The organism is Actinomadura graeca, assembly GCF_019175365.1.
GTDB classification, from domain to species: domain Bacteria; phylum Actinomycetota; class Actinomycetes; order Streptosporangiales; family Streptosporangiaceae; genus Spirillospora; species Spirillospora graeca.
Genome location: NZ_CP059572.1, coordinates 5,330,670 through 5,350,437, shown reverse-complemented (window position 1 = coordinate 5,350,437; position 19,768 = coordinate 5,330,670). Strand labels below are relative to the sequence as shown.

The 19,768-nt window shown below is 73.8% G+C and carries 18 protein-coding genes; 6 read left to right on the top strand and 12 right to left on the bottom strand.

What is annotated here, in order from left to right; translation table 11 throughout:
• Positions 1-41: 41 nt before the first annotated feature.
• Positions 42-1,040, bottom strand: coding sequence for a LysR family transcriptional regulator (locus AGRA3207_RS23730; protein ID WP_231329242.1), 999 nt, complete (start codon positions 1,038-1,040; stop codon positions 42-44).
• 72 nt (positions 1,041-1,112) lie between these two features.
• Between AGRA3207_RS23730 and AGRA3207_RS23725 the strand changes: the two genes are divergently transcribed.
• Together AGRA3207_RS23725 and AGRA3207_RS23720 are read left to right on the top strand one after the other, a co-directional pair.
• Positions 1,113-2,057, top strand: a complete 945-nt coding sequence (locus AGRA3207_RS23725; RefSeq protein WP_231329241.1) for an EamA family transporter — start codon at positions 1,113-1,115, stop codon at positions 2,055-2,057.
• Between the two features lie 5 nt (positions 2,058-2,062).
• Positions 2,063-2,935 (top strand): dihydrodipicolinate synthase family protein, encoded by an 873-nt coding sequence (locus tag AGRA3207_RS23720; RefSeq protein WP_231329240.1) that lies wholly within the window; start codon positions 2,063-2,065, stop codon positions 2,933-2,935.
• Here AGRA3207_RS23720 and hemL read toward each other — a convergent pair.
• A complete protein-coding gene (hemL, locus tag AGRA3207_RS23715) occupies positions 2,932-4,224 on the bottom strand; it encodes a glutamate-1-semialdehyde 2,1-aminomutase (protein ID WP_231329239.1) in 1,293 nt (430 codons plus the stop codon). The genes AGRA3207_RS23720 and hemL overlap by 4 nt on opposite strands.
• Positions 4,225-4,358: 134 nt before the next feature.
• Between hemL and AGRA3207_RS23710 the strand changes: the two genes are divergently transcribed.
• Positions 4,359-6,047 carry a serine/threonine-protein kinase gene (locus AGRA3207_RS23710; RefSeq protein ID WP_231329238.1) on the top strand — a complete coding sequence of 563 codons (1,689 nt, stop codon included), beginning with the start codon at positions 4,359-4,361 and terminating at the stop codon, positions 6,045-6,047.
• Here AGRA3207_RS23710 and AGRA3207_RS23705 read toward each other — a convergent pair.
• The 8 genes from AGRA3207_RS23705 to AGRA3207_RS23670 all read right to left on the bottom strand — a co-directional run bounded on the left by AGRA3207_RS23705 (position 6,031) and on the right by AGRA3207_RS23670 (position 14,651).
• The gene (locus AGRA3207_RS23705; protein WP_231336360.1) at positions 6,031-6,687 is read right to left on the bottom strand and encodes a bifunctional DNA primase/polymerase; all 657 of its coding nucleotides are present in this window, start codon (positions 6,685-6,687) and stop codon (positions 6,031-6,033) included. The genes AGRA3207_RS23710 and AGRA3207_RS23705 overlap by 17 nt on opposite strands.
• Positions 6,688-6,761: 74 nt before the next feature.
• On the bottom strand, positions 6,762-7,742 hold the full coding sequence (gene hemB, locus AGRA3207_RS23700) for a porphobilinogen synthase (RefSeq protein WP_231329237.1): 981 nt from the start codon (positions 7,740-7,742) through the stop codon (positions 6,762-6,764).
• A 17-nt stretch (positions 7,743-7,759) separates the two neighbouring features.
• Positions 7,760-9,280 (bottom strand): bifunctional uroporphyrinogen-III C-methyltransferase/uroporphyrinogen-III synthase, encoded by a 1,521-nt coding sequence (locus AGRA3207_RS23695; protein ID WP_231336359.1) that lies wholly within the window; start codon positions 9,278-9,280, stop codon positions 7,760-7,762.
• A 67-nt stretch (positions 9,281-9,347) separates the two neighbouring features.
• Positions 9,348-10,226 carry a hydroxymethylbilane synthase gene (hemC, locus tag AGRA3207_RS23690; protein WP_231336358.1) on the bottom strand — a complete coding sequence of 293 codons (879 nt, stop codon included), beginning with the start codon at positions 10,224-10,226 and terminating at the stop codon, positions 9,348-9,350.
• A gap of 109 nt (positions 10,227-10,335) precedes the next feature.
• Entirely contained in the window at positions 10,336-11,928 is a 1,593-nt protein-coding gene (locus AGRA3207_RS23685) for a glutamyl-tRNA reductase (RefSeq protein WP_338028211.1), read from the bottom strand.
• 40 nt (positions 11,929-11,968) lie between these two features.
• Positions 11,969-12,697: a redox-sensing transcriptional repressor Rex gene (locus AGRA3207_RS23680; protein WP_231329236.1), complete on the bottom strand. Its 729-nt coding sequence runs from the start codon at positions 12,695-12,697 to the stop codon at positions 11,969-11,971.
• Between the two features lie 275 nt (positions 12,698-12,972).
• On the bottom strand, positions 12,973-13,215 hold the full coding sequence (locus tag AGRA3207_RS23675; RefSeq protein ID WP_231336357.1) for a glutaredoxin family protein: 243 nt from the start codon (positions 13,213-13,215) through the stop codon (positions 12,973-12,975).
• Between the two features lie 14 nt (positions 13,216-13,229).
• On the bottom strand, positions 13,230-14,651 hold the full coding sequence (locus AGRA3207_RS23670; protein ID WP_231329235.1) for a putative quinol monooxygenase: 1,422 nt from the start codon (positions 14,649-14,651) through the stop codon (positions 13,230-13,232).
• A 196-nt stretch (positions 14,652-14,847) separates the two neighbouring features.
• On the opposite strand from AGRA3207_RS23670, the gene AGRA3207_RS23665 reads away from it, so the two are divergent.
• From AGRA3207_RS23665 to AGRA3207_RS23655, 3 genes are all read left to right on the top strand, one after another.
• Positions 14,848-15,495, top strand: a complete 648-nt coding sequence (locus tag AGRA3207_RS23665) for a sigma-70 family RNA polymerase sigma factor (protein WP_231329234.1) — start codon at positions 14,848-14,850, stop codon at positions 15,493-15,495.
• A 136-nt stretch (positions 15,496-15,631) separates the two neighbouring features.
• On the top strand, positions 15,632-15,820 hold the full coding sequence (locus AGRA3207_RS23660; RefSeq protein ID WP_231329233.1) for a hypothetical protein: 189 nt from the start codon (positions 15,632-15,634) through the stop codon (positions 15,818-15,820).
• 10 nt (positions 15,821-15,830) lie between these two features.
• On the top strand, positions 15,831-16,706 hold the full coding sequence (locus tag AGRA3207_RS23655) for an HAD family hydrolase (RefSeq protein ID WP_231329232.1): 876 nt from the start codon (positions 15,831-15,833) through the stop codon (positions 16,704-16,706).
• A 75-nt stretch (positions 16,707-16,781) separates the two neighbouring features.
• Here the strand turns inward: AGRA3207_RS23655 and AGRA3207_RS23650 are convergent, their stop codons facing one another.
• Positions 16,782-19,166: an ATP-binding cassette domain-containing protein gene (locus AGRA3207_RS23650; RefSeq protein WP_231329231.1), complete on the bottom strand. Its 2,385-nt coding sequence runs from the start codon at positions 19,164-19,166 to the stop codon at positions 16,782-16,784.
• Positions 19,167-19,323: 157 nt separating this feature from the next.
• Positions 19,324-19,767 (bottom strand): helix-turn-helix transcriptional regulator, encoded by a 444-nt coding sequence (locus AGRA3207_RS23645; protein WP_420830768.1) that lies wholly within the window; start codon positions 19,765-19,767, stop codon positions 19,324-19,326.
• Position 19,768 lies beyond the last annotated feature (1 nt).

Genomic DNA, 19,768 nt, shown 5'->3' with positions numbered 1-19,768 from the left:
GTACCCAGGCCGCCCTCCGCTCCGGCCGCCGCCCGGCGGCCTCAGAGCGCCGCGGCGACCTGCCGCGAGGCCGCCGTGCCGACGTCGGATGGGACGCCGCCGGGGACGCCGCCGGGCACGTCGGCGGGCACATCGGCGGGCACGTCGGTGGGGACGGCCGCGCGCAGGGCCGTCACGGCGGCGCGGATCGCGGGACGGCGGGCGGCCTCCTCCCGCCAGAGGGCGTAGACCCGCCGGGACAGCGGCTCGGCCAGCGGCACGATCGCCACGTCCGGCGGCACGTCGCAGCGGCCGAGGCGCGGCAGGATCGTGTTGCCGAGCCCGGCGGAGACGAGCGCGAGCTGGGTGGCGAACTCGTAGGCCATGTGGTCGATGCGGGGCTCGCTGTCGACGGCGCGCAGCGTCCGCAGGAGCCAGTCGCAGCAGATGCTGTCGGGCGAGGAGCTGATCCAGGTGTCGCCCGCGAGCTCCTTCAGCTCGATCGCGGCGCGGCCGGCGAGGGGATGGGCCGCCGGCAGCGCGACGTCGGCGATGTCATGGCAGATCACGCCCTTGTGGAGGCCGTCGGGCAGCGGCAGCGGCTCGTTGTTCCAGTCCTGGACGACGGCCATGTCGAGGTCGCCGCGAGAGACCAGCGGCATGCTCCGCATCGGGTCCTCCTCGCGGAGCAGGACCCGCAGGTCGGGGTGGTCGGCGCGCAGCCGCCGCAGCGCGGCGGGCATCAGCCCCCGCACGGCCGTGGGGAACGCCGCGATCGACAGCTGCCCGACGACGGAGCCGCGGTGCGCCTCCAGGTCGGCCTGGGCCTGCTCGACGAGCGACAGGATGCGCTCGGCGTGCGCGACGAGCAGCTCGGCGGCGTCGGTGAGGCGGACGCCGCGCCCGTTGCGCTCAAGGAGCTTCTGGCCGGTCTCCCGCTCCAGCTTGGCGAGCTGCTGGGAGACGGCGGAGGTGGTCACGTGGAGCACGTCGGCGGCGGCGCTGACCGAGCCGTAGGTCGCGACGGAGTGCAGGGCGCGCAGCCGTTCCAGATCGAGCATGAAGCAATGCTAAAACGATGTGTCAAGGAGTTCTAGCTTGTCCTAAAACAAAGCGATGACGACGATCGGGGGATGAGACCGCGCCACGTGCTGCTGGCCACCCTGATCGCCGCGATCTGGGGGTTCAACTTCGTCCCCATCAAGATAGCCCTGGACGACTTCCCGCCGATCCTGCTGGCGGCGCTGCGGTTCACGGCGGCGGCGCTGCCCGCGGTGTTCTTCGTGCGGCGGCCGCCGGTCCCGGCGCGGTGGCTGGCGCTGGTCGGCGTCCCGCTCGGGGTGGGGCAGTTCGCGCTGCTGTTCATCGCGATGCGGATGGGGATGCCGGCGGGGCTGTCGTCGGTCGTCCTCCAGGTCCAGGCGATCTTCACGGCGCTGTTCGCGGCCCTGCTGCTGCGCGAGCGGCCCGGTCCGCGGCAGGCCGCGGGCATGGTCGTGGCGTTCACGGGCGTCGCGCTGCTCGGCGTGGCGCAGGCCGGGGGCGGGAGCCCCGTCCCTGCGTTCCTGCTGTGCCTCGCCGGCGCGGCGAGCTGGGGGCTGTCGAACGTCGCGATGCGGCGCATGAACATGCGCGCGGCGGCGCGGGAGCCGGTCGACGCGTTCGGGTTCATGGTGTGGATGTCGCTGGTGCCGCCCGTCCCGCTGTTCGCCCTGTCGCTGATCTTCGAGGGGCCGGGCGCGGTGCCGGACGCGGTGGAGCACGCCTCCCTCCCCGGAATCGCCTCGCTGGCCTACATCGCCTACCTGTCCACGCTGGTCGGCTTCGGCGCCTGGGGCTGGCTGATGCGCCGGTACGAGGCGAGCACCGTGGCGATGTACTCGCTGCTCGTCCCGCCGTTCGGGCTCGTCTCCGCCGCCGTGTGCCTCGGCGAGCACGTGGACGCCACGCGCCTCCTCGGCGCGGCACTGATCATCACCGGTGTCGCCGCGGGGAGCGTCCGCCCCGCCGCCCGCCGGGCCGCCGGGCCCGATCCCGTCCTTGGGTCCGGCCCTGCCACCGCCCCCGTCCAGAGGTGAGGACCATGCACGGAATCCACGCGTCGCTCGTCACGCCGTTCACCCGCGCGGGCGAGGTGGACGCCAAGTCCCTCGAACGGCTCGCCGTCCACTGCCTGGACGGCGGCGCGTCCGGGCTGGTCGCGCTCGGCACGACCGGCGAGGCCCCGATGCTGGGCCCGGCCGAGCAGCGCACCGTCCTGGAGGTGTGCCGCGCCGTGTCCATCGAGCACGGCACCCCGCTGATCGTCGGCGCCGGGACCGCCGGCACCGAGGACTCCATCCGGCAGGCCCGTGAGCGGGCCCCGCTCGCCGACGCGCTGCTCGTCGTCGTCCCGTACTACCTGCGCCCGTCCGACGAGGGCGTCCTCGACCACTTCGCCGCCGTCGGCTCCGCCGTGGACGTGCCGCTGATCCCCTACGACATCCCCTACCGGACGGGCAAGCACCTGGACTCCGAGACCCTCCTGCGCCTGCTGTCGCTGGACTGCGTCGCAGGCGTCAAGCACTGCCCCGGCGGCATCGGCCAGGACACCCTGGCGCTGCTGGCCGCCGAGACGGGCAAGGCCGTCCTGTGCGGGGACGACGCCTACACCTACCCGATGCTGCAACTCGGCGCCTCCGGCGCCATCGCCGCGTCCGCCTGCCTGGCCCCGGAGGCGTACGCGGCGATGGCCGAGGCGTCCCGCCACGGCAACGCCGCGCGCGGCCTGACGCTCCACAACGCCCTGCTCCCCATGGTCGACGCGCTGTTCGCCGAGCCGTCCCCGGCCGTCCTGAAGGCGTGCCTCGCCGACGCCGGCCTGATCGACTCGCCCGCCGTCCGCGCGCCGCTGCACGCCCCGCACCCCGCGACCGTCACCCGGGCGCGCAAGGCACTGCACGGCCTCCCGCGCTAGGACGCGGCGGCCGCGGCCCGCGCGGCGTGCGGGAGGGCCTCCAGGACGCGGTCGAGGGCGGCGTCGTCGTGCGCGGCGGACAGGAACCACACCTCGTACGCCGACGGCGGGAGGTAGACGCCGCGGTCGAGCGCGGCGTGGAAGAACGCCGCGTACGCCTTGGAGTTCTGGCGCTGCGCGGCGGCGAAGTCGCCCACCGCCTCGGTGGTGAAGAACACCGAGAACAGGTTCCCCGCGTTCTGGACCCGGTGCGGGACGCCCGCCTTGGTGAGCGCGTCCGACGCCGCCTTCGCCACGATCCCCGCCGCGCGGTCGATCGCCGCGTACACCTCGTCGGTGGCGCCGCGCAGGGTGGCGAGGCCCGCGGCGGTGGCCAGCGGGTTCCCCGACAGCGTGCCCGCCTGGTAGACGGGCCCCGCGGGCGCGAGGTGCTCCATGACGTCGGCGCGCCCGCCGAACGCCGCGGCGGGCAGCCCGCCGCCCATCACCTTGCCGAACGTCATCAGGTCGCCCGGGACGCCCTCGATCCCGTACCAGCCGGACCGGGACGCCCGGAACCCCGTCAGCACCTCGTCGATCACCAGGAGCGCGCCGCTGCGCTCGCACAGCCGTTTCAGCAGCGCGTTGAAGTCCGGCAGCGGCGGCACCACGCCCATGTTGCACGGCACCGCCTCGGTGATCACGCAGGCGATCTCGTGGCCGTGCTCGTCGAACGCCAGCCCGAGCGCGGCGACGTCGTTGTAGGGCAGCACGATCGTGTCCGCGGTGGTGGCGCCGGTCACACCGGGGGTGTCGGGCAGCCCGAACGTCGCGACGCCCGAGCCCGCGGCGGCGAGCAGCGAGTCGACGTGCCCGTGGTAGCAGCCCGCGAACTTCACGATCTTGGCGCGTCCGGTGAAGCCGCGGGCGAGCCGGATCGCCGACATGGTCGCCTCGGTGCCGGAGTTGACCAGCCGGACGCTCCCGGCCGCGGTCCGGGAGACGATCTCCTCGGCGAGCTCGACCTCGCCGGGCGTCGGGGCGCCGTAGGACGTGCCGCGGCCCGCCGCGTCCCGCACCGCGTCCACCACCGCGGGATGGGCGTGCCCGAGGATCAGCGGGCCCCACGAGCACACCAGGTCGACGTACTCGTTGCCGTCGGCGTCGGTCAGGTAGGGGCCCCGCCCCGAGGCCATGAAGCGGGGCGTGCCGCCGACGGCCCCGAAGGCCCGGACCGGTGAGTTCACGCCACCGGGGACGACCCCGCCGGCACGGTCGAACAACTGCTGGGAGCGATCGGTTCCAGTCACGTCCCAATCCTCTCAGTTGCAGTTCGGCGACTGCCCTTGACCTCGCCGGGTACGGGCCGATATTCCACCAAGTACGACATGGCGTCCGAGGATGGCGCCACCTCACACTCACCGGCGTCGGCCGTATCGGAGGGATGGCTTTCACCGTGGTTGACGGCTGGACGGTACCGGGCTTCACCCACGAGCGGGATCTCGGCGGTGGCGGCTCGGGCCGGGTGGTGCTCGCGGTCGACGACCAGACCAGGACGAAGGTCGCGATCAAGTACCTCGACGGCGCGCCGCGCGCCGACGAGGCGTTCCTGGCGCGCTTCCGCGCCGCCGCGCGGAGCCTGTCCCAGCTTGAGGACCCCAACGTGGTGGACTTCTACGACTTCGTGGAGGCCCCGGACGGCGCCGCGATCGTGATGGAACGCATCGACGGCGTCGGCCTCCGCCGGGTCCTGGCCGTACAGGGCCCCACAGGGCCCCTGGCGGCCCTGTCGATGCTGGGCGGAACGCTCCTGGGGCTGGCCGCCGCCCACGCCTGCGACGTCGTCCACGGCGCGCTCCGCCCCTCGAACGTCCTGATCGACGGCCACGGCAACGCCCGCCTCGCCGACTTCGCGACCGCCCCGGCGGGCACCGAGGCGCAGTCCGGCCCCGCGTACGCGGCCCCCGAACTGTGGGACGGGGCGCCCGCCGGCGTCTCCACCGACCTGTACGCCGCCACGGCGATCTTCTTCGAGTGCCTGACGGGACGCCCGCCGTTCGCCGGCCGCAACATGGCCAAACTGCACCGCGAGGCGCCGATCCCCGCCGAGGAGGTCCCCGGCCCCCTGCGCACGCTGATCACCCAGGGCCTGGCCAAGGACCCCGACGAGCGCCCGAAGTCCGCCGCGGACTTCCTCGGGGCCGTCGAGGACGCCGCGGTGTCGGCGTACGGCCCGTCCTGGGAGGCCCAGGGCCGCGGACGGCTCACCGAACTCTCCGCGCAAGCGGCCGCGCAGCCGGAACCGAAGCCGAAGCCCGCCCGCAGCAGCGGCCGCAACGCCATCATCGCCGCCGCCCCGTCCGCCGGCGGGTCACGCGGCCGGTGGATCGCCCTCGCGGCGGCCGGGCTGGTCGTCGTCGCCGCCGCGGGCGGCGCCGCGCTGCTGTCGGGCGGCGGCGATGCGCAGCCCCCCGACCCGACCCCCGCGCAGAACAGCAGCCCGCAGCCGTCGCTCCCCCACGGCGGCGTCGACCCGGCGCCGCTGATCGCGCGCATCGACCAGGTCACCGCACGCGCCGCCGGCGCCAGGTTCACCTTCAGCCGCAAGGGCTGCTGCGGCACCGCCACCGGCAGGGGCTCGTTCGGCCTGGCCGCGGACGGCCCGTCCTCGTTCTCGATGACGCTGTCCGGCTCCGGCGCCACCCGCAAGGCGGCCCAGGCCGTCCTCGTCCGGGACGTGGTGTACCTGCGCGCGGGCAAGCGGTGGCGGCACTCGCCCGCCAACGGGCGCGGCTACCCGGCGCTGGCCGAGCAGATCCGGCAGGGCGGCTCCGTCGCCAACCTCACGGCGCTGCTGCGGTCCGCCACGACCCTCCGCAAGTCGGGCGCCGTCTACCAGGGCGAGGCACCCCTCGCCACGCTCGCGCAGGCCCCCGCCGCCGGCCCGCTGTACGCGGAGATCGCCCGCACCACCGGCACCGACAAGGTCAGCTTCGCGGTCCGGCTGGACCGCGGCGACCTCCCGGTCAAACTCTGGATCCGCGCCCAGGACGCCACGAGGAAACGCACGCAGGTACTGACGACGTCCTACTCCGCCTGGGGTCGCACGCCCCCGGTCAAGGCCCCTCGCTGAGCGCCTCACAGCTGTCGGCGAGGACCTCCAGCAACCGCAGCGGATCGGGCAGCCCACCACCGTCCGGAGCCCGCAGCCAGCCCACGTCCCGCCCGCGCGGCAGCAGCGACGGCGGCGCGACGACATAGCTCTCGCGGCAGTGCCACCGCATCCCCGGCGTCTCGGTGACGGTCTCGGGCGAGGTGTCGAGATGGCACGACCACCACTCGTCCTCGTCCGCGGGCGCTCCACGCGTCCCCACGAAGAACAGATGCCGCTCCCCGCCGACACTGGCGACCGGCCCCACCGGCAGCCCGTCCCGCCCGATCCGCTCCAGCGCCCGCTCCCCCGCCGCCGCCGGGATGTCGAACACGTCGAAGACCCGCCCGGTCGGCAGAATGATGTTCGCCCGCGGCCGCTCGGCCCACCACCGCTTGATCACCGCCGGATCCACGCTCGCCTCCAGCGCCCACGCCGCCGACACCGGATGCGCCCCCGGATCGGGACACCCGAGCCGATCACACGAACACGCCCTGTCACCACCGGCCGGAGGATGCGCCCCGGGAAAACAGGGCCACCCGAGCGCCGCGTACTCCGAAGCCGCCCCCGCCATCCGGTCCCGCGCCGCCCGCTGCCGCCTGCTCCCCGAGACCACCAGCATGTCCGCCCCCCAATATCCCAAGGTCGCCCGTGGGTTCATGATGCCGCATTCGTTGGGGGGCGACCCCCAAAAGATCACAGCCTGCGGGCTACTTCTGTCGCCCAGTAGGTGAGGGTGATGTCGGCGCCGGCGCGGCTGATGGACAGGAGGGATTCCCGGATGGTGCGCTCGCGGTCGATCCAGCCCTTTTCGGCGGCGGCCTCGATCATGGCGTATTCGCCGCTGACCTGGTAGGCGACGACGGGGACGTCGACGGCGTCGCGGGTGCGGCGGATGATGTCGAGGTAGGGGCCGGCGGGCTTGACCATGACCATGTCGGCGCCTTCGTCGAGGTCGAGGAAGATCTCGCGGAGGGCCTCGTCGGCGTTGGCCGGGTCCTGCTGGTGGGTGGAGCGGTCGCCGAACCGGGGGGCGCATTCGGCGGCCTCGCGGAAGGGGCCGTAGTAGGCGGAGGAGTACTTGGCGGAGTACGCCATGATCGCGATGTCCTGGTAGCCGGCGCCGTCGAGGGCCTCGCGGATGGCGCCGACCTGGCCGTCCATCATGCCGGACGGGCCGACGACGGCCGAGCCCGCGGCGGCCTGGGCGACGGCGATGGAGGCGTAGCGCTCCAGGGTGGCGTCGTTGTCGATCTCGCCGGCGGCGGTGAGGACGCCGCAGTGCCCGTGGTCGGTGTACTCGTCCAGGCACAGGTCGGTCATGATCACGGTGCTGTCGCCGAGGTCGGAGTCCAGGTCGCGCAGGGCGAGCTGGACGATGCCGGCCGGGTCGTCGGCGGCGGAGCCGTGGCCGTCCTTGACGGCGGGGATCCCGAACAGGATGATCCCGCCGACGCCGGCCTCGGCGGCCTCGTGGGCGGCCTTGCGGAGGCTGTCGCGGGTGTGCTGGTACACCCCGGGCATGGACGTGACGGGCTGCGGCTCGGTGATGCCCTCCTTGACGAACATCGGGAGCACCAGCTCGGCGGGGTTCAACCGGGTCTCGGCGACCATCCGGCGCAGGGCCGGGGTGCGCCGGAGCCGCCGCGGTCGCGCGACCGGGAACTGAGCGGACATGTCTTTCCCCCTGGGGTCTACTTGCGGCGGCGGGCGCCCCGGCGCATCTGGCTGGGCTTGCGCAGCGGGTCCCCCGCCTCGATCTGAGCCGCCCTGCGCTTCGCACCGTACTCCGCCAGAGCCTCGGCGAGTGCCGATACGGACGGTTTGTCCGCCATCACGTCGACGCGGAGCCCGTACTCCTCGGCCGTCTTCGCGGTCTGCGGGCCGATCACGGCGATGACGGTGACGTTGTGCGGCTTGCCGGCGATCCCGATGAGGTTCTTGACCGTGGAGGACGAGGTGAACAGCACGGCGTCGAAGCCGCCGCCCTTGATCGCCTCGCGGATCGGGGCGGGCGGGGGCGCGGCGCGGACGGTGCGGTAGGCGGTGACGTCCTCGCACTCCCAGCCGAGGTCGGTCAGCCGGGCGATGAGGGTGTCGGTGGCGATGTCGGCGCGGGGCAGCAGGACCCGGTTGATGGGGTCGAGGTCCTCGTCGTAGGGCGGCCACACCTCGGCCAGGCCCTCGCTGGACTGCTGGCCGGACGGGACGAGGTCGGGCTGGATGCCGAACTCGACCAGCGCCGCGGCGGTCTGCTCGCCGACGGCGGCGACCTTGAGCCCGGCGAACGCGCGGGCGTCCAGGCCGTAGTCGACGAACTTCTCGCGGATGGCCTTGACGGCGTTGGTGGAGGTGAAGACGACCCACTCGTACCGGCCGGTGACGAGGCCCTTGACGGCGCGGTCCATCTGCTGGGGGGTGCGCGGCGGCTCGACGGAGATCGTCGGGACCTCGTCGGGGACGGCCCCGTACCCGCGCAGCTGGTCCGACAGGGACGCGGCCTGCTCCTTGGTGCGCGGCACCAGCACCCGCCACCCGAACAGGGCCTTGGTCTCGAACCAGGACAGCTTGTCGCGCCAGCCGACGACGTCTCCGACGATGACCAGGGCGGGGGACTCCATGCCCTTGGTGTCGGCGATCAGCCGGTGCAGGGTCGACACGACGGTCTCCTGCTCGGTGGTGGTGCCGAGGCTCGTCATGGCGGCGGGCGTGCTGTCGGGGCGGCCCGCGGCGATCAGGCCCTTGACGGTCTCGGCCAGCGTCCCCTCCGCGCCGAGGATCACCAGTGTGGCCGCGGGGTCGGAGAAGCGGTCCCACTGGACGCCGCCGTGCGAGGCGTCCACGACGCGGACCTCGGTGTGCTTGGGGTCGGTCAGCGGGATCCCCGCGTAGCCGGGGACGCCGGTGACCGCGGACACGCCGGGCACGACCTCGAACGGGACGCCGGCCTTCGCGAGCGCGGCGCCCTCGGCGGCGAGGCCGCAGCCGATGCCGGGGTCGCCCTGGAACAGGCGGACGACCCGCCGTCCGGCCTTCGCGGCGCGGGCGGCGAGCCTCGCGGGGTCGCCGTCGGCGGAGTCGATGATCTCGACGTCGGGGCGGCAGTGGGACAGCACCTCGGCGGGACAGCGGGCGCGGCCGACGATGACGGTGTCGGCGCGCTCCAGCTCGGCGGCGGCGCGCAGCGTCAGCAGGCCGGGGTCGCCCGGGCCCATCCCGACGATGGCGACGGTTCCCGGGTCGGCGGTGCGGCGCGCCTGGCCGCTCTCCGTGGGACTCGTGCTAGCGGGGCTCAATGTCGCTCTCCCCCATCAACTGGTCGGCCCCCTGGGCGAGCAGCCGGTGCGCGAGGTCGCGCCCGAGCTCCTCGGCCCGCTGCGGGTGGCCGCTGGCGGACAGCCTGATCTGCCGGGTCCCGTCGTAGGCGGCGACGGTCGCGGTCAGACGCAGCTCTTCTTCTTCGGCAGCGTATGTTCCCACGGGCGCGGAGCAGCCCGCCTCCAGCACCGCCAGCACCGTCCGCTCGGCGGTGACGGCCGCCCTGGTCGCGGGGTCGTCGACCGTTCCAAGCAGGGCGAGCAGATCGGCGCGGTCGGCCCGGCATTCGAGCGCGAGCGAGCCCTGCCCGGGGGCGGGCAGCATCTGCTCGGGGTCGAAGACCTCGGCGACCGCGTCAAGCCGGTCGATCCGCTTGAGGCCGGCGTAGGCGAGGACCACCGCGTCCAGCTCCCCGTCGGTGACCTTGCGGAGCCGGGTGTCGGCGTTGCCGCGGATCGGGACGACCTCCAGGTCGGGGCGCAGGGCCCGCAGCTGGGCGACCCGGCGGGGGGAGCCGGTGCCGACGCGGGCGCCGCGCCGCAGGTCCGCCAGCTTGGACGGGCCGCAGAGCGCGTCGCGGGGGTCGTCGCGGGGCGGGGTCGCGGCGAGGGCGATCCCGTCGGCCGGGCCCGTCGGCAGGTCCTTCAGCGAGTGCACCGCGAAGTCCACCTCACCGGACAGCAGCTTGTCCCGCAGCCCGTTGACGAAGACCCCGGTGCCCCCGATCTGGGCCAGCAGCGCCTTGGAAACATCACCTTCGGTCGTTACCCCGACCAGCTCCACCGCATGCCCGGTGCGCAGCGTCAACGCGTCCGCGACCTGCTGCGACTGCGTCATCGCCATCAGGCTCTTGCGGGTCCCGAGCCGCAGCGGCCCCCCGCTGCCCGTTGTCCTCAATGCCTCGCTCCGCTCGGCCTCCGGCGGGCCGCCTCCGGGCCGCCGTCCACGTCTGTCATCCCTCGTGCCGCGGGTCGCGTCCGCTCACCGCGCGGACGCTCCCGGCCTGCGCGTTGACCGCTCCAGCGGTGATCCCCGGTTCGGCCGGGCCGCTGCTCACGCAGTCGGCCTCGGCGCATTCGATCCGGGTGACGCGGGCGGCCTCGGCCGCCCCCGTGCCCGCCACGTCCATGCTCTCGGTGTTACTGCTCCCCTCCACCGTACGGCCGGCGGAGGCCGCGCGCGTCTCGCCGCCCCACGGGACGGGGCCGGACGGCGCCGTGCCCCCGGGCGCGCCCGCGTCCCCCATGTCGGCGCGTGCGACGGCCTCGGGCGCCTTCGGGTCGAGGTCGAACAGCTCGCGGAGCGCGTCGGCGTAGGTGTCGCCGCCCGGCGCCGAGGCCAGTTCCTTGACCCGGACGGTCGGCGCGTGGAGCAGCTTGTCCACCACCCGCCGGACGGTCTGGGCGATCTCCCCGCGGTCGCGCTCGTCCAGCCCGGGCAGCCGCCCGGCGAGGCGGGCCAGCTCCGCGTCCACGACCTCGGCGGCCTTGCTGCGCAGCGCCACCACCGTGGGCGCGACCGCCGCGGCGCGGGCGGCGCCGAGGAAGGCGGCGACCTCGTCGCACACGATCTTGCGGACCGCCTCGACGGCCTCGGGGCCGATGGCCCGCTGCGCCTCCTGCGCGGTGCGCAGGTCGTCCAGCCCGGCCAGCTCGACGCCCGGCAGGTCGCGGACGGCGCGGTCGATGTCGTGCGGGAGCGCGAGGTCGAGGAGGAAGCGGCGGCGTCCGTCCGTCCCGGCGCCCCGCGCGGCCAGCCGCTCGGCCGTGAGGACGAGCCCCGGCGCGCCCGTGCACGACACCACCAGGTCGGCCTCGGCGATCGTCTCGTCCAGGGCGTGGAGCTCGACGGCGCGGGCGGGGACGTCCAGGGACTCCGCCAGCCGGACCGCGCGCTCGTAGGTCCGGTTCGCGATGACGACCTCGCGGGCGCCGGCGCGGCTCAGCGTGGCCGCGGCCAGCGAGCTCATCGAACCGGCGCCGACGACCAGGGCGCGCACGCCGTCCAGGGGCCCGAGGTGCCGTCCGGCGACCTCCAGGCCCACGCCGACCAGCGACGCCCCGGCCTTGTCGATGCCGGTCTCGTGGTGGGCGCGCTTGCCGACGCGCAGCGCCTGCTGGAGGACCTCGTGCAGGTCGCGGCCCAGCGTCCCCTGCTCCTGCGCGAACCGGAACGCCTGCCTGATCTGCCCGAGGATCTGCCCCTCGCCGACGACCATCGACTCCAGCCCGCACGCGACCGCGAAGGCGTGCTGGACGGCGCGCTCCTCGTAGTGGACGTACAGGTGCCGGGAGAGGTCGTCCAGGGGGACGCCCGAGTGCCGGGCGAGCAGATCGGAGATCGCCGAGACGCCGCCGTGGAACTTGTCGACGACGGCGTAGATCTCGACCCGGTTGCAGGTCGAGACGATCGCGGTCTCGGCGACGTTCGGGGAATCGTGCACGGAGTGCAGCAGCTTGGCCAGGTCGTCCCCCGTGACCGCCGCCCGTTCCAGCACCGCCACGGGGGCGCTGCGGTGACTGAGCCCCACGACCAGAACGCTCATGCCGTCCCTTCCGCCTCTCCCTCGGCTCCCGCGCGGCGCCTCATGCCTCTACCGCTTCTACGTAATGCGCGGCCCCCGGGGGCTCACCGCCGGGCACCGGTTCGTAGTCGCCCGGCCCCCCGGCCTTGCGCTGCTCGTGGAAGGCGAGGATCTGCAATTCGATCGACAGGTCGACCTTACGCACGTCCACGCTCTCAGGGACGGAGAGGACGACGGGCGCGAAGTTCAGGACGCTCGTCACACCGGCGGCGACGACGCGGTCGCACACCCCCTGGGCAGCGGCGGCGGGCGTCGCGATCACGGCGATGGACACGCCGTGATCGGCGATGATGTCCTCCAGCCGGTCGATGTGGCCGACGGTCATGCCGGAGATCTCCTGCCCGACGATGGAGTCGTCGGCGTCGAGGAGGCCCGCGACGCGGAAGCCGCGGGAGGCGAACCCCCCGTATCCGGCGAGGGCGCGGCCGAGGTTGCCGACGCCGATGATGGCGACGACCCAGTCCTGGGTGAGGCCCAGCTCACGGGAGATCTGGTAGACGAGGTACTCGACCTCGTACCCGACGCCGCGCGTCCCGTACGAGCCGAGGTGGGACAGGTCCTTGCGGAGCTTGGCCGAGTTGACGCCGGCGGCGGCGGCCAGCTCCTCGGACGAGACGGTCGCCACGCCGCGGTCCTGGAGCCCGTGGAGCGCGCGCAGGTACACCGGAAGCCGCGCCACGGTGGCTTCGGGGATGCCGCGGTCGCGCGGGCGGTTCTGTCGAGATGTCACGGCCTGCTCTTCGGGACTCGACGCTGGGGACGGGACCCGGAGGTCCCTCGCCCCGGCCCGCCCGGCCGGGCCTCACGGCCACGGCCTGACCGTCCCAGGGCTACCCCTCAGGTTAAGCCCTTGTGAATACGCGCACAAAGTGGGGCCCCTGTTGCCCGGGTCGTGCCTGGCCAGGCCGGTCACGCGGGGACCCCGCGTACAGGGCGTCCGCGGACCGTTCCGGGCCGTGGCCGGGCCGCCGCCGGGGCCCCGGGTGTGACGGACGAGACATCCCGTCAGCGGGCGCGGAGCTCCCCGATCGCGGCGCGCAGCCGCCGCTCGTCGACCCGCCAGAAGTCGTGCTGGACGCCGTTGATCAGCGTGACGGGGATCTGCTCCCAGTACAGCCGGGTGTCCTCCTCGGAGCGGGTGATGTCACGTTCCTCCCACGGCACGCCCAGCTCGCCGGCGACCCGCCCGATCACCTCGCGGGCGTCGTCGCACAGGTGGCAGCCGGGCTTGCCGAGCAGCGTGATCATGATGCCGTCCACGGTCACCTCCCCGGGTACTCCGGCGCGGGCAGCGGGATCTTCGAGGAGCCCAGCCGCAGCTCGATCACGTTCGTGGCCAGCACGTGCGTGCGGGACTCGGCGAGGAACCGCTGGAGGTGCGGCTGCTGCCGGTGGGCGGCGAAGGCCGCGTCGTCCCGGAAGAGCTGGTAGAAGATCCGCTGGGTGGGCGCGCCCACCACCTCGTGGGACGCGAAGACGACGGTGTCGGGCTCGGTCGCCCGCGCGGCCTGGACGAGGTCGGCGGCGAGCCGGTCGAAGGCGTCCTCGCGTCCGTCCAGCAGCGTGTAGACGGTGATCTGCCCGCATCCGGCCGGCAGGTCGGCGCCGCCCGGCACCCCGGCGGGGGCGCCGCCAAGGGCACCGGCGAGCGACCCGGGGAGCGGCCCCGCGAGCGCGCCGCCGGGGCGGGAGGGCTCGGGGACGGCCGGGCGCAGCCCGTCGACCGCGGTCGGACCGGCCGGGTCGCGGGACGGGTCGTCCAGGAAGCCCGCATCCGGGAAGCGCAGCTCGTCGGCCGGGGACTGGTCGGGGAAGCGCAGGGCGCCCCGCTTCGTCGCGGGCGGCGGCCCGGGCGTCCCCGTCGGCGCCGGGACCGGCTCCGGCTGGAACGAGGTGAACGCCTGGTCCTCGTAGCCGGTCGACGGGTCGTCGCCGTACTCGTCGTACTTGTCATACGTGTCGTACTTTTCCGGGGCGTACTCCGCGGCCGCGTACCCGCCGCCCGCTTCGCGCTCGTTGTCCTCGTACACGGGGATGGTGCGCATCGCGCCGTACCAGACCAGCCCGGCGGCGGCCCCCAGCGCGATGATCGCCACCGGCGCGGGCAGGAGCCCGCGGCTGCCGCTGACCACCAGCACCCCGGCCAGCGCGACCAGCGCGACGGGGATCAGCAGCTCACCGGCCTCCTCGTCGCGTTTGCTCGCCAGCCACGCGGTGACGCCCGTGCAGCCGACCAGCGCGATGACGGCCACCACGTGGGCGCCGTCGATCAGCAGCAGCGGCAGCGCGTCGTAGGTGTCGCCCGGCTTCGGCAGGCTCTTGCCCAGCGAGCCCCGCAGCGGGTCCAGCAGGAGGATGACGATCGCGACGAGCGTGTAGGACACGGCGAACAGCCACGCGGCGAAGCGCACCTGCACGTACCGCGCGATCAGCTCGATCATGCCGAGCGCGAGCCAGACCGGCCCGATCAGGGCCGCCCCGATCTCCACGACGCGGAACAGCGGGCCGTTGAACCCGGCCATGAAGCCCACGCCCATGGACAGCAGCGCGAGCGACACCCCGACCTGGGTGAGGGACCAGCTGATCAGGTACAGCAGCCGGTCCTTGTAGGCGCGCGCGATCAGCAACCCGGTGGCCAGCAAGGCACCCAGGGTCGCCAGCAGCGCGAGAAGAGCGTCGACCATCGCGCCCCATGGTGCCCGATGCGGGGCGGTGACGGGTAACCGCTCCCCGGTCAGGGCATCCGAAAACAAGCGTGCGGGACGGCACGGCCACGGATCGGACGGCGACGAGGACCGCACGCCCCCATTGCCCGGTGTACCTCTCGGTATCTAGAGTGGCAGATCACGCCGGAGGTCGTGTACGCCCGAGGAGGACTGCATGAGCAGCCTGACCCTCGACACCCGGGCCGTCCCGCTGCCCCGGCCGTCCGGGCGGACCGCGGGCCCGGCCCGCGGACGCGAGGACGGGTCCGACCGCGCGGCGGTGCTCAAGTCCCTCGTCCTGCGTGCGCGGGACGGGGACGCCGAGGCGTTCGGCCTCCTCTACGACCACTATGTCGAGCTGGTGTACCGGTACGTGTACTACCGGGTCGGTGCCCATCCGCTCGCCGAGGACCTGACGAGCGAGACGTTCCTGCGCGCGCTCCGCCGGATCCACGACTTCCACTGGCAGGGCAAGGACTTCGGGGCGTGGCTCGTCACGATCGCGCGGAACCTGGTCGCCGACCACTACAAGTCCGGGCGCTACCGGCTGGAGGTCTGCACGGCCGAGCTCGTCGAGCCGAGCCGCCCGCAGGAGGGCCCGGAGAGCGCCGTCATCGACGCGATGACGAACCGGACGCTGCTCACCGCCGTCCGGCGGCTGGGCTCCGAGCAGCAGGAATGCGTGGTGCTGCGCTTCCTGCACGGGCTGTCGGTCGCCGAGACCGCGCTGGTGATGGGCAAGAAACCGGGCGCGATCAAGGCGATGCAGTACCGCGCCGTCCGGGCGCTGGAGCGGATGCTGCCGGACGACCTGCGCGGCTGACCCCCGGGGCCGTCCCTCTGGCGCGGGTGTCCATCAGTACCGGCCCGTAACCTCATGTGCCATCCGATCGTTCTTGCGGACGGGAGAGCGCGTACGGGAGGGCAGCCCGCGCGCCTGGACGGCAAGGGAGCGGCCGGTGAGGACCAGGCGAGGCAAGACGATGGAGAAGGGGAGCGCACTGGCCCGGCTGCGGGCCAGCGGCGACGGGCCGGACCCGCGGTTCCGCGCCGCGCTGAGGGAACGGCTGGTGGCCGCCGCGGGCGACCACCGTGACGACCACCGGAACCACGCCCGCCAAGCAGAACGGAGCAACGTCGCCGACTAGGCTCAAGGCCATGCGGCGATTCTGGCAGCGCGGCAGGGACGAGGACCACGTGAGCGCCGGCGAGGCGGCCGCGGAGGCGGCGGCCCGGCTGACGCCGGTCCCCGTCCCCGACCCCGGGGCGGCGGCGTTCTTCGACGTCGACAACACGATGATGCGCGGCGCGTCGATCTACTACTTCGCCCGCGGCCTCGCCTCCCGCAAGCTGTTCACCATGCGCGACCTCGCCATGTTCGCCTGGGGCCAGGCCGCGTTCCGGCTGCGCGGCACGGAGAACGCCGAACACATCGGCAGCGCCAAGGAGGCCGCGCTGGCGTTCGTCGCGGGCCAGGGGGTCGCCGGGATCGTCCGGCTCAGCGAGGAGATCTACGACGAGGTGATGGCGGACCGGATCTGGCACGGCACCCGCACCCTCGCCCTCCAGCATCTGGACGCGGGCCAGCAGGTGTGGCTCGTCACCGCCACCCCCGTCGAGGTCGCCCGGACGATCGCGCACCGGCTCGGCCTCACCGGCGCGCTCGGCACCGTCGCCGAGACCCGCGACGGTGTCTACACCGGCCGCCTCGTCGGGAACCTGCTGCACGGGCCCGCGAAGGCCGAGGCCGTCCGGGCGCTGGCGCAGCGCGAGGGGCTCGACCTCGCCCGCTGCTCCGCCTACAGCGACTCGTTCAACGACCTGCCGATGCTCACCGCCGTGGGCCACCCGCACGCCGTCAACCCCGACTCCGCGCTCCGCGAGCACGCGAGGCGGAACGGCTGGCCGGTCCACGACTTCCGGACCGGGCGCAAGGTCACCATGGTCGCGCTTCCCGCCGCCGCCGGGGCCGGGGCCCTCGCCGGCGGTGTCGCCGCCGGCATCGCCCTGCGCAAGCACTACCGCGCGAACTGACCCGCCGCCCTCCTCGCCGCGTCACCGCGGCCCCGAGCGCCGCGTCCGCTGGCGCCGGGGCCCGGTTCCCCGAGGTCAGGCGCCGACGTACTCCGCGAGGTGCTCGCCGGTGAGGGTGGAGCGGGCGGCGACGAGGTCGGCGGGCGTGCCCTCGAAGACGACCCGGCCGCCGTCGTGCCCGGCGCCGGGGCCGAGGTCGATGATCCAGTCGGCGTGCGCCATGACCGCCTGGTGGTGCTCGATGACGATGACCGACTTGCCCGAGTCGACGAGCCGGTCGAGGAGACCGAGCAGCTGCTCGACGTCGGCGAGGTGGAGACCGGTCGTCGGCTCGTCGAGGACGTACACGCCGCCCTTCTCGGACATGTGGGTGGCCAGCTTGAGCCGCTGCCGCTCCCCGCCGGACAGGGTCGTGAGCGGCTGCCCGAGGCTGAGGTAGCCGAGCCCGACGTCGGCGAGGCGTCCGAGGATGCGGTGCGCGGCCGGGGTGCGCGCCTCCCCCTCGCCGAAGAACGCCTCGGCCTCCGTCACCGACATCGCGAGGACCTCGCTGATGTCGCGGCCGCCGAAGAGGTGCTCCAGCACCGACGGCTGGAACCGCTTGCCCTCGCAGTCCTCGCAGGTGCTGGCGACGCCCGCCATCATCGCCAGGTCGGTGTAGACGACCCCGGCGCCGTTGCAGGCGGGGCAGGCGCCCTCGGAGTTGGCGCTGAACAGCCCCGGCTTCACGCCGTTGGCCTTCGCGAACGCCTTGCGGATGGGGTCGAGCAGGCCGGTGTAGGTGGCCGGGTTGCTGCGCCGCGAGCCGCGGATGGCGGACTGGTCGATCGACACCACGCCCGCGCCCGCGGGGATCGAGCCGTGCACGAGCGAGCTCTTGCCGGAACCGGCGACGCCGGTGACGACGGTCAGGACCCCCAGCGGCACGTCGACGTCGACGTCGCGCAGGTTGTGCGCCGTCGCGCCGCGGATCTCCAGCGCGCCGGTGGGCGTCCGCACCGTCTCCTTGAGGGACGCCCGGTCGTCGAAATGGCGTCCGGTGATCGTGCCGCTGGCCCGCAGCCCCTCGACGGTGCCCTCGAAGCAGACGGTGCCGCCCGCCGTCCCGGCGCCGGGGCCGAGGTCGACGACGTGGTCGGCGATGAGGATCGTCTCCGGCTTGTGCTCCACGACCAGGACCGTGTTGCCCTTGTCCCGCAGCCGCAGCAGCAGGTCGTTCATCCGCCGGATGTCGTGCGGGTGCAGGCCGATCGTCGGCTCGTCGAAGACGTAGGTGACGTCGGTGAGCGAGGAGCCGAGGTGGCGGATCATCTTGACGCGCTGCGCCTCTCCGCCCGACAGCGTGCCCGCGGGCCGCTCCAGCGAGAGGTAGCCCAGCCCGATCTCCACGAACGAGTCGAGGCTGTGGGCCAGCGTGGCGAGCAGCGGCGCCACCGACGGCTCGTCCAAGCCGCGGACCCACTCGGCCAGGTCGCTGATCTGCATCCGGCACGCGTCGGCGATGCTGACGCCGCCGATCCGCGACGACCGGGCCGCCTCGCTGAGCCGGGTGCCCTCGCACTCGGGGCACTCGGTGAAGGTGACCGCCCGGTCCACGAACGCCCGGATGTGCGGCTGGAGCGCCTCGCGGTCCTTGGACAGGAACGACTTCTGCACCTTCAGGACGAGCCCCTCGTAGGTGAGGTTGACGCCGTTGACCTTGACCTTCACCGGCTCCTTGTAGAGGAGGTCGTGCAGCTCCTGCTTGGTGTACTCGCGGATCGGCTTGTCCGGGTCGAGGAAGCCCGACTCGGTGAAGATCCCGACCGTCCACCAGCCGTCCACCTTGTAGCCGGGGACGGTGATCGCGCCCTCCAGGAGCGACTTGGAGTCGTCGAAGAGCTGGGTGAGGTCGATGTCGGAGACCGTGCCGCGGCCCTCGCAGCGCGTGCACATGCCGCCGGTGCGGGTGAAGGTCGCCTTCACGGCCTTGCGGTCGCCGCGCTCGACGGTGATCGCACCGCTCGCCCGGACCGACGGCACGTTGAAGGCGAACGCGCTGGGCGCGCCGATGTGCGGCCGCCCGAGCCGGCTGAACAGGATGCGCAGCATCGCGTTGACGTCGGTGGCGGTGCCGACCGTGGAGCGGGGGTCGGCGCCCATCCGCTGCTGGTCGACGATGATCGCGGTCGTCAGCCCCTCCAGCACGTCGACCTCGGGCCGCGACAGCGTCGGCATGAAGCCCTGCACGAAGGCGCTGTAGGTCTCGTTGATCATCCGCTGCGACTCCGCGGCGATCGTCGCGAACACCAGGGAGCTCTTGCCCGAGCCGGAGACGCCGGTGAACACCGTCAGCCGGCGCTTCGGGATCTCGATGCTGACGTCCTTGAGGTTGTTCTCGCGGGCGCCGTGCACGCGGATCAGGTCGTGGCTGTCGGCGGCGTGCTGCGCAGGCGGCTGCGCGTCGGTCCTCGTGACCATGCTTGTGGTGTTCCCATCTGTCGGGCGGGGCCGCTCCGGCCCATGTCTACCTGATCTGCGGAGTCGTCCGGACGTCCCGGCGCCCGCTCCCGGACGGCGGGTCAGGCCGCCGGCGGGATCGCGCCCGGGGTCGCGCGGCCGCCGACGTCCATGCCGGTCAGGCTAGGTGCGGGCCCGTGTCCGGCGCTTCTCGATTCCTGATCGGCCGGGTCACCTGCTTCGCCAGGCACGACGGCATACCCGCCGCGGCGCCCGCCTCGCGGCGCCGGTAGGCGCTCGGCGGCATCCCCACCAGCTCGGCGAAGCGGGTGCTGAACGTGCCGAGCGAGGAGCAGCCGACCGCGAAGCACACGTCGGTGACGCTGAGGTCGCCTCGGTCCAGCAGGGCCATGGCGCGCTCGATGCGCCGCGTCATCAGGTAGCTGTACGGTGACTCCCCGTAGGCGAGGCGGAACTGGCGGCTGAGATGCCCCGCCGACATGTGCACACCACGGGCGAGCGCCTCGACGTCCAGGGGCTGTGCGTAGTCCCGGTCGATCCGGTCGCGGACGCGGCGCAGCCGCGCGAGGTCGCCCAGGTGTCGGTCCGCGGTGCTGTCCACC